At 72.2% G+C, this 15,574-nt stretch carries 13 protein-coding genes; 9 read left to right on the top strand and 4 right to left on the bottom strand.

All coding sequences use genetic code 11. The features are described 5' to 3' along the window. Positions 1 to 46 precede the first annotated feature (46 nt). The 6 genes from IAG42_RS10160 to IAG42_RS10135 all read left to right on the top strand — a co-directional run bounded on the left by IAG42_RS10160 (position 47) and on the right by IAG42_RS10135 (position 6,887). On the top strand, positions 47 to 1,087 hold the full coding sequence (locus tag IAG42_RS10160; RefSeq protein WP_188336698.1) for a 3-isopropylmalate dehydrogenase: 1,041 nt from the start codon (positions 47 to 49) through the stop codon (positions 1,085 to 1,087). Positions 1,088 to 1,341: 254 nt separating this feature from the next. Further along, a complete protein-coding gene (locus IAG42_RS10155) occupies positions 1,342 to 2,430 on the top strand; it encodes a branched-chain amino acid aminotransferase (protein WP_188336697.1) in 1,089 nt (362 codons plus the stop codon). Between the two features lie 357 nt (positions 2,431 to 2,787). Beyond that, positions 2,788 to 3,495 carry an urease subunit gamma gene (ureA, locus tag IAG42_RS10150; RefSeq protein WP_188336696.1) on the top strand — a complete coding sequence of 236 codons (708 nt, stop codon included), beginning with the start codon at positions 2,788 to 2,790 and terminating at the stop codon, positions 3,493 to 3,495. Beyond that, positions 3,492 to 5,204: an urease subunit alpha gene (locus IAG42_RS10145; RefSeq protein ID WP_188336695.1), complete on the top strand. Its 1,713-nt coding sequence runs from the start codon at positions 3,492 to 3,494 to the stop codon at positions 5,202 to 5,204. Before ureA ends, IAG42_RS10145 begins: the two co-directional genes overlap by 4 nt. A 9-nt stretch (positions 5,205 to 5,213) precedes the next feature. After that, a complete protein-coding gene (locus tag IAG42_RS10140) occupies positions 5,214 to 6,245 on the top strand; it encodes an agmatine deiminase family protein (protein WP_188336694.1) in 1,032 nt (343 codons plus the stop codon). 42 nt (positions 6,246 to 6,287) lie between these two features. Beyond that, complete coding sequence (locus tag IAG42_RS10135) at positions 6,288 to 6,887, top strand: TetR/AcrR family transcriptional regulator (RefSeq protein ID WP_188336693.1); 600 nt, start codon at positions 6,288 to 6,290, stop codon at positions 6,885 to 6,887. A 57-nt stretch (positions 6,888 to 6,944) separates the two neighbouring features. Here IAG42_RS10135 and IAG42_RS10130 read toward each other — a convergent pair whose 3' ends face one another. The 4 genes from IAG42_RS10130 to IAG42_RS10115 all read right to left on the bottom strand — a co-directional run bounded on the left by IAG42_RS10130 (position 6,945) and on the right by IAG42_RS10115 (position 12,955). Continuing rightward, positions 6,945 to 10,553: a hydantoinase B/oxoprolinase family protein gene (locus IAG42_RS10130; RefSeq protein WP_188336692.1), complete on the bottom strand. Its 3,609-nt coding sequence runs from the start codon at positions 10,551 to 10,553 to the stop codon at positions 6,945 to 6,947. A 73-nt stretch (positions 10,554 to 10,626) separates the two neighbouring features. Continuing rightward, the gene (locus IAG42_RS10125) at positions 10,627 to 11,496 is read right to left on the bottom strand and encodes a 5-oxoprolinase subunit C family protein (protein WP_188336691.1); all 870 of its coding nucleotides are present in this window, start codon (positions 11,494 to 11,496) and stop codon (positions 10,627 to 10,629) included. Next, on the bottom strand, positions 11,493 to 12,206 hold the full coding sequence (locus tag IAG42_RS10120) for a 5-oxoprolinase subunit B family protein (RefSeq protein WP_223205928.1): 714 nt from the start codon (positions 12,204 to 12,206) through the stop codon (positions 11,493 to 11,495). Before IAG42_RS10120 ends, IAG42_RS10125 begins: the two co-directional genes overlap by 4 nt. After that, positions 12,203 to 12,955 carry a LamB/YcsF family protein gene (locus tag IAG42_RS10115; protein ID WP_188341287.1) on the bottom strand — a complete coding sequence of 251 codons (753 nt, stop codon included), beginning with the start codon at positions 12,953 to 12,955 and terminating at the stop codon, positions 12,203 to 12,205. The genes IAG42_RS10120 and IAG42_RS10115 overlap by 4 nt, the downstream gene beginning before the upstream one ends. 215 nt (positions 12,956 to 13,170) lie before the next feature. Here IAG42_RS10115 and IAG42_RS10110 point away from each other — a divergent pair, with 215 nt between their 5' ends. Genes IAG42_RS10110 through pcp form a run of 3 tightly spaced genes read left to right on the top strand, consistent with a single transcriptional unit; the run spans position 13,171 to position 15,510 of the window. Further along, entirely contained in the window at positions 13,171 to 13,890 is a 720-nt protein-coding gene (locus IAG42_RS10110; RefSeq protein WP_188336689.1) for a DUF969 domain-containing protein, read from the top strand. Next, positions 13,887 to 14,852: a DUF979 domain-containing protein gene (locus IAG42_RS10105; RefSeq protein WP_188336688.1), complete on the top strand. Its 966-nt coding sequence runs from the start codon at positions 13,887 to 13,889 to the stop codon at positions 14,850 to 14,852. The genes IAG42_RS10110 and IAG42_RS10105 overlap by 4 nt, the downstream gene beginning before the upstream one ends. Positions 14,853 to 14,865: 13 nt before the next feature. Further along, complete coding sequence (pcp, locus tag IAG42_RS10100) at positions 14,866 to 15,510, top strand: pyroglutamyl-peptidase I (protein ID WP_188336687.1); 645 nt, start codon at positions 14,866 to 14,868, stop codon at positions 15,508 to 15,510. Positions 15,511 to 15,574 lie beyond the last annotated feature (64 nt).

Genomic DNA, 15,574 nt, shown 5'->3' with positions numbered 1-15,574 from the left:
GTGGACAGGGTGTGTCATTCCATGGGACCCGGAGTACGGTCGGACCATGTCTCGCAGCATCAATCTCGCAGTGATCCCCGGTGACGGCATCGGCCAGGAGGTCGTGGCCCAGGGACTCAAGGTCCTCTCCGCCGTCCTCCCGCAGGATGTGAAGCTGGAGACCGAGGAGTACGACTTCGGCGCCAAGCGCTACCACGCGACCGGTGAGACCCTCACCGAGGCCGACCTCGACTCCCTCAAGAAGCACGACGCCATCCTGCTCGGCGCCATCGGCGACCCGAGCGTGCCGTCCGGCGTCCTGGAGCGCGGCTTCCTGCTCAAGCTCCGCTTCGCCTTCGACCACCACGTGAACCTGCGCCCGTCGAAGCTGCTCCCCGGCGTCTCCACCCCGCTCGCGGGCCAGCCGGAGATCGACTTCGTCGTCGTCCGCGAGGGCACCGAGGGCCCGTACACGGGCAACGGCGGCACGATCCGCAAGGGCACCGAGCACGAGGTCGCCACCGAGGTCTCCGTCAACACCGCCTTCGGTGTCGAGCGCGTGGTCCGGGACGCCTTCGCCCGCGCCCAGGCCCGCCCCCGCAAGAAGCTCACGCTGGTCCACAAGAACAACGTGCTGACCTTCGCGGGCCACCTGTGGACGAACGTCTTCAACAAGGTGGCGCAGGAGTTCCCCGAGGTCACCACCGACTACATCCACGTCGACGCCGCGACGATCTACCTCGTCACCGACCCGGCCCGCTTCGACGTGATCGTCACCGACAACCTCTTCGGTGACATCATCACCGACCTCGCCGCGGCCGTCTCCGGCGGCATCGGCGTCGCGGCCTCCGGGAACATCAACCCGAGCCGTGAGTTCCCGTCCATGTTCGAGCCCGTCCACGGCTCGGCCCCGGACATCGCCGGCCAGGGCAAGGCCGACCCCACGGCCACCGTCCTGTCCGTCGCGCTCCTCCTGCGTCACCTCGGCTACGAGTCCGAGGCCGAGCGCATCGAGACCGCCGTCTCCGCCGACCTCGGCGAGCGCGGCGACTCCGTTCGCTCTACCGAGCAGATCGGCGACGCGCTCGCCGCGCGAGTAGCCGGCTGACCCGGCGCTCCACCACGTAAGAGAAGCCGCCGGGTCGCCTTCCGCGCCCGGCGGCTTCTCGTATCACGGCCCCGGGTGCGACCATCAGCCCCGGGCCGCTCCGCGCCCGCACTCGCAGGCCCCGTTCCGAGCACACCCCTCCGCGCGCGATAATCGAACGCGGGCCGCGGTGTACGTGAATGCTCGGACGTCCTAGTACAAGCAGTGCAGGCGTGAGCGCGGTCCGTCACAACCAACGGTGAAGGACACGCATCATGACGACGCCCACGATCGAGCTCAAGCCCTCCTCGACCCCGCTGTCCGCCGCGGAGCGCGAGGCGATCCTGGCCAACCCGGGATTCGGCCGCCACTTCACCGACCACATGGTCACCATCAAGTGGACCGAGGGTCGCGGCTGGCACGACGGGCAGCTCGTGCCCTACGGCCCGCTCTCCCTCGACCCCGCGACGAACGTCCTGCACTACGCCCAGGAGATCTTCGAGGGCCTCAAGGCCTACCGCCAGCCCGACGGCACCGTCGCCACGTTCCGCCCCGACATGAACGCCAAGCGCTTCCAGCACTCCGCCTGGCGCCTCGGCATGCCGGAGCTGCCCGTCGAGACCTTCGTCGAGGCCTGCGACGCGCTCGTCCAGCAGGACCGTGACTGGGTCCCGGCGCACGGCGGCGAGGAGTCCCTCTACCTGCGCCCGTTCATGATCGCGACCGAGGTCGGGCTCGGCGTGAAGCCGGGCAACGAGTACCTGTTCATCGTCATCGCCTCGCCGGCCGGCGCGTACTTCTCCGGCGGCGTCAAGCCCGTCTCCATCTGGCTCTCCGAGGACCGCGTCCGCGCCGTCCCCGGCGGCGTCGGCGACGCCAAGACCGGCGGCAACTACGCGGCGTCCCTGCTCGCGCAGGCCGAGGCCGCGGCCAAGGGCTGCGACCAGGTCGCCTACCTCGACGCCGTCGAGCACAAGTGGGTCGAGGAGCTCGGCGGCATGAACCTGTACTTCGTGTACGGCAACAAGATCGTCACCCCCACCCTGACCGGCTCGCTGCTCGCCGGTGTCACCCGCGACTCCCTGCTCCAGGTCGCCCGCGACCTCGGCTACGAGTCGGAGGAGGGCCGCGTCTCGATCGACCAGTGGCAGGCCGACACCGAGTCCGGCGCCCTCACCGAGGTCTTCGCGTGCGGTACGGCCGCGGTCATCACGCCGGTCGGCACGGTGAAGCGGGCCAGTGCCGAGTGGACCCAGTCCGGTGGTGAGGCGGGCGAGGTCACGATGCGGCTCCGTGAGGCGCTGCTGGACATCCAGCGCGGCAAGACGGCGGACCAGCACGGCTGGATGCACAAGCTGGGCTGACCCGTCGTTGGTTGCCCTGGGCCGTACTCCCCGCACGGGGGGTGCGGCCCTTTGTCGTTTCCGGCCTGCGGGTGGGTGGGGGCTGGTCGCGCAGTTCCCCGCGCCCCTGAAATGCAGGCGCTGCGCGCCGCATTTCCCCGATCAAGGTGCGGGGTGCCTTTCATCTGGGGAAGGCGCGGCGAAGCCGCAGCCTTTCAGGGGCGCGGGGAACTGCGCGAGAAGCCCCACCGGCCCGCACTCGCCGACGAACCCCTATAGAGCAGAACTCAAATCGAGCCGCACGACACACCCGCCCCCTCTATCCGTTCCCAGCGGCCAGCGTTAGAGTGGTGCTCTAAACCCGAACGGAGCGCCCCCTTGCGACTGACCCCCACAGAACGCGACCGCCTCCTCCTCTTCGGCGCCGCCGAACTCGCCCGGGCCAGAAAGTCCCGCGGCCTGCGGCTGAACGTGCCGGAGGCGACCGCCCTGATCGCGGACACCGTCTGCGAGGCGGCCCGCGACGGCCGCCGGCTCGCCGAGGCCATCGAGGCGGCCCGCTCCGTCCTCGGCCCCGACGACGTACTGCCCGGCGTCGCCGACGTCGTCACGGAGGTCCACGTGGAGGCCGTCTTCGACGACGGCTCCCGCCTGGCCGTCGTCAGCGACCCGATCGGCGGCGGCATCGGCGAGGACGCCCCGGGCGCCCTCCTCCCCGGCCCCGAGCACTCCGACCCGGCCCCGGAGCTGACCCTCACGGTCACCAACACCGCGTCCGTGCCCGTCTCGGTCACCTCGCACTTCCACTTCTTCGAGGCCAACCCCCGCCTCCGCTTCGACCGCGCCGCCGCGTACGGCATGCGGCTCGCCGTGCCGGCCGGCTCCTCCGTCCGCTTCGGCCCCGGCGAGAGCGGCGAGGTCGGCCTCGTCCCGATCGGCGGCGCCCGCGTCGCCATCGGCTTCGCCGGACTCGTCGACGGCCCGCTCGACGCCCCCGGCGCCCGCGAGGAGGCGCTGCGCCGCGCCGCCGCCTGCGGCTATCTCGGCGTACCCGACACCACCAGCGACGAGGAGGCCGCCCGATGAGCCGCCCCGGAGGACACCCCGCCGAGGCCCGGCGCCTCACCCCGCACGAGTACGCGGCGACCCACGGCCCCCGCGCCGGCGACCGCATCCGCCTCGGCGACTCGGGCCTCACCATCCGTGTCGAGTCCGACTCACAGGCCTACGGCGACGAGTTCCTGGCCGGCTTCGGCAAGACGGCCCGCGACGGACTCCACCTGAAGGCCGCCGCCGTCCGCGACACCTGCGACATCGTGATCAGCAACGTCGTGGTGATCGACGCCGCGCTCGGCATCCGCAAGGTGTCCATCGGCATCCGCGAGGGCCGCATCCACGCGATCGGCCGCGCCGGCAACCCGGACACGCTCGACGGGGTCGACGTCGTCGTCGGCACCGGCACCACGATCGTCTCCGGCGAGGGCCTCATCGCCACCGCCGGAGCCGTCGACACCCACGTCCACCTGCTGTCCCCGCGCATCATGGAGGCCTCGCTCGCCTCCGGCGTCACGACGATCATCGGCCAGGAGTTCGGCCCCGTCTGGGGCGTCGGCGTCAACTCGCCGTGGGCGCTCAAGCACGCCTTCTCCGCCTTCGACGCCTGGCCCGTCAACATCGGCTTCCTGGGTCGCGGTTCGTCCTCGCACGAGGCCCCGCTGGTCGAGGCGCTCGCCGAGGGCGGCGCCCTGGGCTTCAAGGTCCACGAGGACATGGGCGCCCACACCCGCGCCCTGGACACCGCGCTGCGCGTCGCCGAGGAGCACGACGTCCAGGTCGCCCTGCACAGCGACGGTCTGAACGAGTGCCTGTCCGTCGAGGACACCCTCAAGGTGCTCGAAGGCCGCACCATCCACGCCTTCCACATCGAGGGCTGCGGCGGCGGCCACGTGCCGAACGTCCTGAAGATGGCCGGTGTCCCGAACGTCATCGGGTCCTCCACCAACCCGACCCTGCCCTTCGGCCGGGACGCCGTCGCCGAGCACTACGGCATGATCGTCTCCGTCCACGACCTCAAGCCCGACCTGCCCGGCGACGCCGCCATGGCCCGCGACCGCATCCGCGCGGGCACGATGGGCGCCGAGGACGTGCTCCACGACCTGGGCGCCATCGGCATCACGTCCTCCGACGCGCAGGGCATGGGCCGCGCCGGCGAGACCGTCCGTCGTACGTTCGCCATGGCGGGCAAGATGAAGGCCGAGCTGGGCGACCCGGGCGTCGGCCACGACAACGAGCGCGTGCTGCGCTACATGGCGAAGCTGACCATCAACCCCGCCATCGCGCACGGCCTCTCGCACGAGATCGGCTCCCTGGAAGTCGGCAAGATGGCCGACATCGTGCTGTGGCGCCCCGAGTTCTTCGGCGCCAAGCCGCAGCTCGTGCTGAAGTCCGGCTTCCCCGCCTACGGCGTCGTCGGCGACCCGAACGCGGCGACCGACACCTGTGAACCGCTCGTCCTCGGCCCGCAGTTCGGCGCGCACGGCGCGACCCCGGCCGAGATCTCCGTGGCGTTCGTCGCGCAGGCCGCGCTCGACCAGGGCCACGACACCATGCCGACCCGCAGGCGCCGCGTCGCGGTACGCAACACCCGCGGCATCGGCCCCGCCGACCTCCGCTTCAACACCCGCACCGGCGCCGTCGACGTCGATCAGCGCACCGGCCTCGTCAGCCTCGACGGCGAGCCGATCCGCTCCGAGCCCGCCGACTCCGTCTCCCTGAACCGTCTCTACTTCCTCTGAGGACCCGCCATGACCTTTGTGATGCCGCCCGAGTGGGCCCCGCACGAGCGGACCTGGATGGCCTGGCCGAGCCCCAACCCGACCTTCGCCGACGACACCGGGCTGGCCGAGGCCTGCGTCGCCTGGGCCCGTGTCGCCCGCGCGGTGCGCCGCCACGAGCCGGTCACCGTCGTCGTCGGCCCCGGTCAGCTCGACGAAGCCCGCGAACTGCTCGGTGGGGACATCGAGTTGGTGGAGCGGGAACTCGACGACGCCTGGATGCGCGACATAGGCCCGACCTTCGTCAAGGACACCGAGACCGGCGAACTGGCCGCCGTGGACTGGACGTTCAACGGCTGGGGCGCCCAGGACTGGGCCCGCTGGGAGCACGACTCCAAGGTCGCCCGGCACATCGCCGACCTCACCGGCGTCCCCGTCCACTCCACGGCGATGGTCAACGAGGGCGGCGGCATCCACGTCGACGGCGAGGGCACGGTCCTGCTGACCGAGACCGTCCAGCTCGACCCGGACCGCAACCAGGGCTGGACCAAGGAGCGCGTCGAGGCCGAGGTCCACGCCCGGCTCGGCACGACGAAGGCGATCTGGCTGCCGCGCGGACTCACCGCCGACTACGGCGAGTTCGGCACCCGCGGCCACGTCGACATCGTCGCCGCGTTCGCCGCCCCCGGCGTCGTCCTCGTGCACACCCAGCGCGACCCCGCCCACCCCGACTTCGAGGTGAGCAAGGAGATCCTTGAGGCGCTGCGCGGGCAGACCGACGCCCAGGGCCGCACCCTGGAGATCGTCGAGGTCCCGGCCCCGACCGTGCTCACCGACCCCGAGGACGGCGGCTGGGTCGACTACTCGTACATCAACCACTACCTGTGCAACGGCGGCGTCGTGCTCTGCGGCTTCGACGACCCGAACGACGAGGAGGCCGCGGCGATCTTCCGCCGGCTCTTCCCCGAGCGCACCGTCACCCTGGTCGACGCCCGCACGATCTTCGCGGCGGGCGGCGGCATCCACTGCATCACCCAGCAGCAGCCGGTGGCCGGACTCTGACCGGGCCGCTCCGACCAGCAGGGATCAGGTAGAAACGTACACATGACCGCCTCCCGCCGCCGCACCCCGGCCCCGCCCCGCGAGAACGTGCTCGCCGCCACCATGGAGATGATCGCCGAGCGGGGCCTGGAGAAGCTCACCCTGGCCGCGCTCGGCGCTGAGGTCGGCATGAGCAGCGGCCACCTCGCCTACCACTTCGGGTCCAAGGACGAGCTGCTCCTGCGCACCCTGGAGTGGAGCGAGGGCCGGCTCGGTGCGGCGCGCAGCCGCCTTCTGACCGGCGGGGGAGACGCCCGCGAGCGCCTCGACGCGTACGTCGACCTGTACGTGCCGAAAGGCCACCGCGACCCGCACTGGTCGCTGTGGCTGGAGGTGTGGAACCGCTCGCAGAACGCCGACGACGACGCCCGCGACCGGCAGGCCGCGATCGAGGGCGCCTGGCACCGCGACCTGGTGGCGCTGCTCGCCGAGGGCGTCTCGCGCGGCGCGTTCCGGCCCGTGGACCCGGACCGGTTCGCGACGCGGCTGCGGGCGCTGCTCGACGGGTTCTCCCTGCAGATCGTGATCGGCCTGCGCGGCACCGGCCGCGAGCGGGTCATGGACCACGTGCGGGAGTTCCTCGACGAGGCGCTGAACCCCTAGGTCGTGTTTTCAAACTCCCGCCTGCTCCGGGCGACGACGGGAGTTTGAAGACACGACCTAGGCGGGCGGCGGTCCGTACCCTCCGCCGCCCGGGGTCTCGACGATCAGTACGTCCCCGGTCTCCAGGTACGCGGAGTCGACGCCCGCCAGCCGTTCCACCGAACCGTCGGCACGCAGCACGGAGTTGGCGCCCACGGCCCCCGGCTCGCCGCCCGCCATGCCGTACGGCGGGACACGGCGATGGCCGGACAGCACGGAGACCGTCATCGGCTCCCGGAAACGCAGCCGCCGGACCGCGCCGTCACCGCCGCGCCGTCGACCCGCGCCGCCGCTGCCCGCACGCAGCGCGAACTCCTCCACGAGGACCGGCAGGCGCCACTCCAGGACCTCCGGGTCGGTGAGCCGCGAGTTGGTCATGTGGGTCTGCACCACGGGGGCGCCGTCGAAACCGTCACCCGCGCCGGAGCCGGAGGCCACCGTCTCGTAGTACTGGAAGCGGTCGTTGCCGAAGGTGACGTTGTTCATGGTGCCCGAGCCCTCCGCCTGGACGCCCAAGGCCCCGTATAGCGCGCCGGTGATCGCCTGGGAGGTCTCGACGTTGCCCGCCACCACGGCGGCCGGCGGCTCGGGCGAGAGCATCGAGCCGCGCGGCACCACGAGCCTCAGCGGGCGCAGACAGCCGTCGTTGAGCGGGATGTCGTCGGCGACCAGGGTGCGGAAGACATAGAGGACGGCGGCGTTGACCACCGCGTAGGGGGCGTTGAAGTTGCCGGGCTGCTGGGGCGAGGTGCCGGTGAAGTCGACGGTCGCCGAGCGTTCCCGGCGGTCCACGGTGACACGGACACGGATGACGGCGCCCGCGTCCGTCTCGTAGGCGTAGCTGCCGTCCTCCAGCGCGTCGATGACGCGGCGCACCGACTCCTCGGCGTTGTCCTGGACGTGCCGCATGTACGCCTGCACGACGTCGAGGCCGAAGGCGTCGATCATCTTGCCGACCTCCTCGACCCCCTTGGCGTTGGCCGCGATCTGGGCGCGCAGGTCGGCGAGGTTGGTGGCCGGGTTGCGGGACGGGTAGGGCGACTCGGTGAGCAGGCGGTGGGTCTCCTGCTCGCGGAAGCGGCCCTGCTCGACCAGGAGCCAGTTGTCGAAGAGGATGCCCTCCTCCTCGATGCGGCGGCTGTGCGCGGGCATCGAGCCGGGGGAGATGCCGCCGATCTCCGCGTGGTGGCCGCGCGAGGCGACGTAGAAGAGGATCTCCTCGCCCGACGGGCCGAAGACCGGGGTGATCACCGTGACGTCCGGCAGATGGGTGCCCCCGTGGTACGGGTCGTTGACCGCGTAGGCGTCGCCGGGGCGCATGGCGGGCCGGCGCCGGACGACCTCCTTGACGCTGGTGCCCATCGAGCCCAGGTGGACCGGGATGTGGGGGGCGTTGGCGACGAGGTTGCCGTCGGGGTCGAAGAGGGCGCAGGAGAAGTCCAGGCGCTCCTTGATGTTGACGGACTGGGCCGTGGACTCCAGGCGGGCACCCATCTGCTCGGCGATGGACATGAAGAGGTTGTTGAAGACCTCCAGGAGAACCGGGTCCGCCGCGGTGTGCGCCTGCGGCCCGGCGGGCGCGGCGACCCGCTCCATGACCAGGTGACCCTCGTCGTCCAGGGCGGCGCTCCAGCCCTCGTCCACCACCGTCGTCGCGTTCGCCTCCGTGACGATCGCGGGACCTGACACCCGGTGCCCCGGGGGCAGCTCCGCGCGCCGGTACAGCGGTACGTCACGGCGGGCGCCGCCGGTGTGCAGGGCCACGACGGTGGGTTCCGTGCCGCCGTGTGCGGGTGCTTCGCCCAGGTCGGAGAGGTCCGGCGGTTCGGTGACGCCGGTGGCCTCGACGGAGAGGGCCTCGACGATCACCGGGCGCTCCAGCGTGAAGGAGTACGTGGCACGGTGCCGGTCCTCGAATGCGGCCCTCATCACGTCCGGCTCGTCCAGCTCGACGGTCAGCGTGGTGTCGGTGCCGTCGTAGCGCAGTTGGGCGCGGCGCGCGGCGCGGATGAGACGCTCCGGCACGCCCTCGGCGAGGAGTTCGGCGCGGGTGGTCGCCTCCAGGGCGTCGGCGGTCTCCCGCACGCGGGGCATGGAGGCGGGTTCGAGCGGGGCCTCGACGGACTGCTCGCGCATGGCGGTGGTGTCGGCCAGGCCGATGCCCAGGGCGGACAGGACCCCGGCCATCGGCGGTACGAGGACGGTGCGGATGCCGAGCGAGTCGGCGACCGCGCAGGCGTGCTGGCCGCCCGCGCCGCCGAAGGTGGTCAGGGCGTAGCGGGTGACGTCGTGGCCCTTCTGCACCGAGATCCGCTTGACGGCGGCGGCGATGTTCGCGACCGCGATGCGCAGATAGCCCTCCGCGACCTGCTCGGGGGTGCGGTCGTCGCCCGTCCGCTCGTGGATCTCGGCAGCGAGCGCGGCGAACCGCTCGCGCACCAGATCGGCGTCGAGCGGCTGGTCGCCGTCCGGCCCGAAGACCCGGGGGAAGTGATCGGGCTGGATGCGCCCGAGCATCACGTTGGCGTCCGTGACGGTCAGCGGGCCGCCGCCGCGGTAGCAGGCGGGACCGGGATCCGCGCCCGCCGAGTCGGGGCCGACGCGGTAGCGGCTGCCGTCGAAGTGCAGGACCGAGCCGCCGCCCGCGGCCACGGTGTGGATGTCCAGCATCGGGGCGCGCAGCCGGACCCCGGCGATCCGGGTCATGAAGACGCGCTCGTAATCACCCGCGTAGTGCGACACGTCGGTGGAGGTACCGCCCATGTCGAAGCCGATGACGTGGTCGAAGCCGGCGCGCCGCGACATCCGGGCCATGCCGACGATGCCGCCCGCCGGGCCGGACAGGACGGCGTCCTTGCCGCGGAAGCGGCCCGCTTCGGTGAGCCCGCCGTTGGACTGCATGAACATCAGCCGGACGCCCCGTAGCTGGTCGGCGACCTGCTGGACATAGCGGCGCAGCACCGGGGAGAGGTAGGCGTCCACGACCGCCGTGTCTCCGCGCGGCACCAGTTTCATCAGGGGGCTGACCTCGCAGGAGAGCGAGATCTGCGGGAAGCCGGTCTGTTCGGCGAGACGGCCCACCGCGCGCTCGTGCTCGGGGTACAGATGGCTGTGCATGCAGAGGACGGCGAGGGCGCGGATGCCGTCGTCGTACAGGCGCCGCAACTGCGGTGCGAGCGCGTCGAGGTCGGGGGGCACCAGGACGGTGCCGTCCGCGGTGACGCGTTCGTCGACCTCGACGACGCGTTCGTGGAGGAGTTCGGGCAGCACGATCTCGCGGGCGAAGATCTCCGGGCGGTTCTGGTAGGCGATGCGCAGGGCGTCGCGGAAGCCCTTGGTGACGACGAGGGCGGTGCACTCGCCCTTGCGTTCCAGCAGGGCGTTGGTGGCGACCGTGGTCCCCATCCGGACGGCGTCGATCCTGGCCTCGTGCACGGGGACGCCGAGCAGGGCGCGGATGCCCGCCAGCGCGGGGTCGCGGTAGCGGGCGGGGTTCTCGGAGAGCAGCTTGTGGGTGAGCAGCCGGCCGTCGGGGCGGCGGGCGACCACGTCGGTGAAGGTGCCGCCGCGGTCGATCCAGAACTGCCAGCCCGGGGTTTCGCCGGCGCTCGGCTCAGGTGCTGTCACGGGGGACTCCTGCCGGGTGGCCTGCGGGTGTGCGGTTGTTCCTCCCCCGTCGTGCCGGTGCCCGAAACGGGCTTCACCCGAGGTCCGGCACGAAGCGCAGGGGAGTGCCCGGGACGGCCTGGGCCGCCGCCGCGAGGGCCTGCTCGGGGACCACGGCGATCACCGGGTAGCCGCCGGTCGTCGGGTGGTCGTGCAGGAAGACCACCGGGAGACCGTTCGGCGGCACCTGCACCGCGCCCAGCACCATTCCCTCGCTGGGCAGTTCACCGTCCTTGGAGCGCTCCAGAGCGGGCCCCTGGGTGCGCAGTCCGATGCGGTTGCTCTGCGCCGACACCGTGTAGACGGCGGTGAGGAAGGTGCGCAGGGCCGCGTCCGTGAACCAGTCGGCGCGCGGACCCGGGCGGGCCGGCAGGACCAGTTCGGCGGGCGGGGCGGGCCAGGGCGGGGCGTCGGGGAGCGCGGGGGCCGTCCGGGGGGCCGGGCCGAGCGCGATCCGGGTCCCTTCGGCGAGCGGGGCCGGGCCGAGGCCCGACAGGAGGTCGGTGGCGAGGCTGCCCAGGGTCGGTTCGGCGGCGAGACCGCCCGCGAAGGCGAGGTAGCTGCGCAGGCCCGAGGTGGCCGGGCCCGCGTCCAGGGTGGCGCCGGCCGGGACGTGCACGGGGGTGCCCCAGGGGGCGGGGCGGCCGTCGACCGTGACCCGGCACGGGGCGCCGCCGACGATCGCCGTGATGTTCCGGTCGGGGCGGACGGCGCAGCCCGTGAGGGTCGTCTCCAGGGCCGCCGTGTTCTCCGGGTTGCCCACGAGGCGGTTGGCCAGGCGCATCGACGGGGCGTCCAGGGCGCCGGACCGGGGGACACCGAGGTGGGCATGGCCCGCCCGCCCGGCGTCCTGGATCGTGGTGAGGGCGCCCGGGCGGGTCACCGTGAGGGTCGCGTGGGTCATGCCGCACCGCCGTCCGGGGTCGTGGGTGCCGCTTCGGCGGGTGCGGCCTTCGCCGTGGTCGCTCGCGACTCCAGGGGGCTGAACCTGACCTGGGTCCCCGGGGTGAGGAGGGCCGCCTGATCACTGGTCGGGTCCCAGAGGCGTCCCGGATCCGGGAACGTGCCGATGATCTGCCAGCCGCCGGGCGTGGCGCGGGGGTAGACCGCCGAGTTCGGGCCCGCGAGGGCCACGGCTCCGGCCGGGACCCTGGTGCGGGGAGTGGCGCGGCGGGGGACGTGCAGCGGCGCGGGCAGGCCCGTGAGGTAGGCGAAGCCGGGTGCGAATCCGCAGAACGCCACACGGTACGTGTACGAGGAGTGCCGTGCCGCGACCTCGTCCTCGGGCACTCCCCACAGCTCCGCGACCTCGGACAGGTCAGGGCCGTCGTAGACCACGGGGAGCGTGATCACCGTGCCGTCGGAGGGCGGCGTGCGCGGGATGTCCCAGGCCGACAGCTCGCGGGCCAGCGCCTTCGGCTCGGCCACGCCGTCGAGGAGCACGGTCGTCGCGCCGGGCACGATCTCCGCGACGGGCGCCAGGGTGCCCGCGGCGCGGCGCCGCAGCAGCTCGGCGTGGAAGGCGGCGGTGCGCTCGGCGTCGGGGAGCTCGACCAGCAGCGCGTGGCGCCCGGCCGGGCGGATCAGCGGGGCCGTACCCGTGTCCGTCCTCACGCGAACGCGCCCACCGTGACGCCGGCCTCCTCGAGGGCCGCCCGGACCCGCGCGGCGATCCGGGCCGCGCCCGGGGTGTCGCCGTGCACGCACAGGGACTGTGCCGTGACCGCTATGTGGGTGCCGTCGATCGCCTCGACACCGCCCTCGACGGCGAAACGCACGGCCCGGCGCACGACCGTGTCGGGGTCCGTCACGACGGCGTGCGGCTCACGGCGAGACACCAGCGTGCCCTGTGCCGTGTACGCGCGGTCGGCGAAGGCTTCCCGCGCCGGGGCCAGGCCGGAGTCCGCGGCGGCGGCGAGCAGCCGCGATCCGGGCAGGCCGAGCACCGGCAGCGAGCCGCCGGCGAGCGTGACGCCCGCGACCACGGCGCGGGCCTGTTCCTCGTCGTGCACGGTGCGGTTGTAGAGCGCGCCGTGCGGTTTCACATAGGTGACGGCGGTGCCGGCTGCCTCGGCGAACACCCGCAACGCCCCGATCTGGTACGCGACTTCGGCCGCCAGCTCGTCCGGCGGTACGTCCATCGCGCGCCGCCCGAAGCCGGCCAGGTCCCGGTAGGAGACCTGGGCGCCGATGCGGACGCCGCGCTCGGCGGCGAGGTCGCAGACACGGCGCATCATCGACGGGTCGCCGGCGTGGAAGCCGCAGGCGACGTTCGCGCTGGTCACCACGGAGAGGAGGGCCTCGTCGTCGGTGAGGGTCCACCGGCCGAAGCCTTCGCCGAGGTCCGCGTTGAGGTCGATCACCGGGGAGGTCGGCGATTCGGGCACGGGGGGCAGGTCCTGGGTCACGCGCACAACGTAGGCGATTGTTGAACGATTCGACAAGATGCATATCCATCCCGTGGAACCTCTTGTTCGATCGTTCAACGATCCCCTATGGTCCGTGCATCCCCCACGGAATCGGACTGTCTGATTCCGTGCCCCTCCCGTGCCCTCCGCGCACTGAAGAAGGCCGCCGCATGATCGTTCTTCTCGGCGTGCTCGTGGTGATCCTCGGATTCGTCACGCGCCGCAATCCCGTCCTCGTGGTCGGTGTCGCCGGTATCGCCACCGGACTGCTCGGCAAGATGAACCCGCAGGAGATCCTCGCCGCGTTCGGCCAGTCGTTCGCCGACAGCCGTTCCGTGACCGTCTTCGCCATCGTGCTCCCGGTGATCGGCCTCCTGGAGCGGTACGGGCTGCGCGAGCAGGCCCGCACCCTCATCGGCAAGCTCGGCCGGCTCAGCGTCGGCCGCTTCCTGACCGTCTACCTGCTGGTCCGCCAGGTCACGGCCGCCTTCGGCCTCAACAACCTCGGCGGCCCCGCCCAGACCGTGCGCCCGCTCGTCGCCCCCATGGCCGAGGCCGCCGCCGAACGCCGGCTCGGCGCGAGGCTCCCCGACAAGCTGCGCGAGAAGGTCCGCTCCTACTCCTCCTCCGCCGACACCGTCGGCCTCTTCTTCGGCGAGGACTGCTTCATCGCGATCGGCTCGATCCTCCTGATCACCGGCTTCGTGAACTCCACCTACCACCAGGAGCTCGAGCCCACCCAGCTCGCCCTGTGGGCCGTCCCGCTCGCCGTCTGCGCCTTCTTCATCCACGGCCCCCGCCTGCTGCTCCTCGACAAGAAGCTCGAACGCGAGATGGCCCTCGCCAACGCCGAGAACGACCTGCCCCTGCCGAAGGAGACCGCCAAGTGATCAAGGTCGAGTGGCTCTACTGGCTCATCGGGCTCGTCTTCGTCGTCATGGCCGCGCAGATGGCCATGGACCGCACCAACCCCAAGCGCTGGACCTCCGCCGCCTTCTGGGGACTGCTCGGACTGACCTTCCCCTACGGGACCGGCGTCGCGACCGGCGCGACCATGTACAAGCTGCCCGCCGAACCCCTCGGCGTCGCCGTCCTCGCGCTGATCCTCCTCGCCGGGTTCAACTTCATCGGCAAGGGCGTCCCCGTCACGACCACCGAGGAACAGCGCGAGGCCTCCGCCGCGCGCCTGGGCAACAAGCTCTTCGTACCCGCCCTGACGATCCCGCTCGTCGCCATCGTCTGCGCCTCCTTCCTCGACGAGTCGGGCCTGTTCGAGACCGGCAAGGCCACGCTCATCGGCCTCGGCCTCGGCTGCGTCGTGGCGCTCGTCGTCGGCATGCTGGTCACCGGCGAGCGCAAGCTGTCGACGCCGATCCACTCCGGGCGCTCCATGCTGGAGGCCATGGGCTCGGCGCTGCTGCTGCCGCAGCTGCTCGCCGTCCTCGGCTCGATCTTCGCCGTCGCCGGCGTCGGCACGCAGGTCGGCGAGATCGTCAACGACGTCATGCCGGACAACTCCAAGTACTTCGCCGTGATCGCCTACTGCGTCGGCATGTTCCTGTTCACCGTGATCATGGGCAACGCGTTCGCCGCGTTCCCCGTCATGACCGCCGCGATCGGCTGGCCCGTCCTCATCCAGCAGATGCACGGCAACGAACCGGCCGTGCTCGCCATCGGCATGCTCGCCGGCTTCAGCGGCACGCTCTGCACGCCCATGGCCGCCAACTTCAACATCGTCCCGGCGTCCCTGCTCGAACTGAAGGACCAGTACGGGCCGATCAAGGCGCAACTGCCGACCGGCCTCGCGCTGCTCGGCTGCTCCACCGTGATCATGGCGATCTTCGCCGTCTAGGAGACCAGGACCCATGACCCGAGTACTGCTCACCGGTTTCGAACCCTTCGGCGGGGAGACCGTGAACCCGTCCTGGCAGGCGGCGTCCCTCGTCGCCGCCTCGCCGCCGGACGGACTGGACGTCACCGCGGTACGCCTGCCCTGCGTCTTCGGCGACGCGCTCGACGCCCTGCGGGACGCTCTCGCGCGGACCCGGCCCGAGCTCGTCGTGTGCCTCGGGCAGGCGGGCGGGCGGGCCGGCGTCACCGTGGAGCGCGTCGCGATCAACGTCGACGACGCGCGCATCCCCGACAACGCGGGGGCCCAGCCCATCGACGTGCCCGTCGTGCCCGGTGGCCCCGCGGCCTACTTCTCGACGCTGCCCGTGAAGGCGTGCGTCGCGGCGATGCGCTCCGCCGGGGTTCCGGCCGCGCTCTCCAACACGGCCGGCACCTTTGTGTGCAATCACGTCGCCTATGGGCTGGGGCACCTCCTGGCCACCGAGTTCCCTTCGGTGCGGGGTGGATTCGTGCATGTGCCGTGGGCGCCGGAGCAGGTGGTGGACGGGGGCGCTGCCGCGCTGCCTCCGGAGGTCGTGGCGTCCGGGGTGCGGGCGTTGCTGTTGGCCGCCGCCTCGACCCGGGACGACCTTCGGGTCACCGAGGGTGCCACGCATTGACGGTTCGCCGGGTGCGGGTGGGTGGCGGCTGGTCGCGCCCACGCGGCGAAGCCGCTGCCTCCCA

The organism is Streptomyces xanthii, from assembly GCF_014621695.1.
In the GTDB taxonomy this organism is placed as follows: domain Bacteria; phylum Actinomycetota; class Actinomycetes; order Streptomycetales; family Streptomycetaceae; genus Streptomyces; species Streptomyces xanthii.
This window is presented reverse-complemented; position numbering and strand designations above follow the sequence as displayed.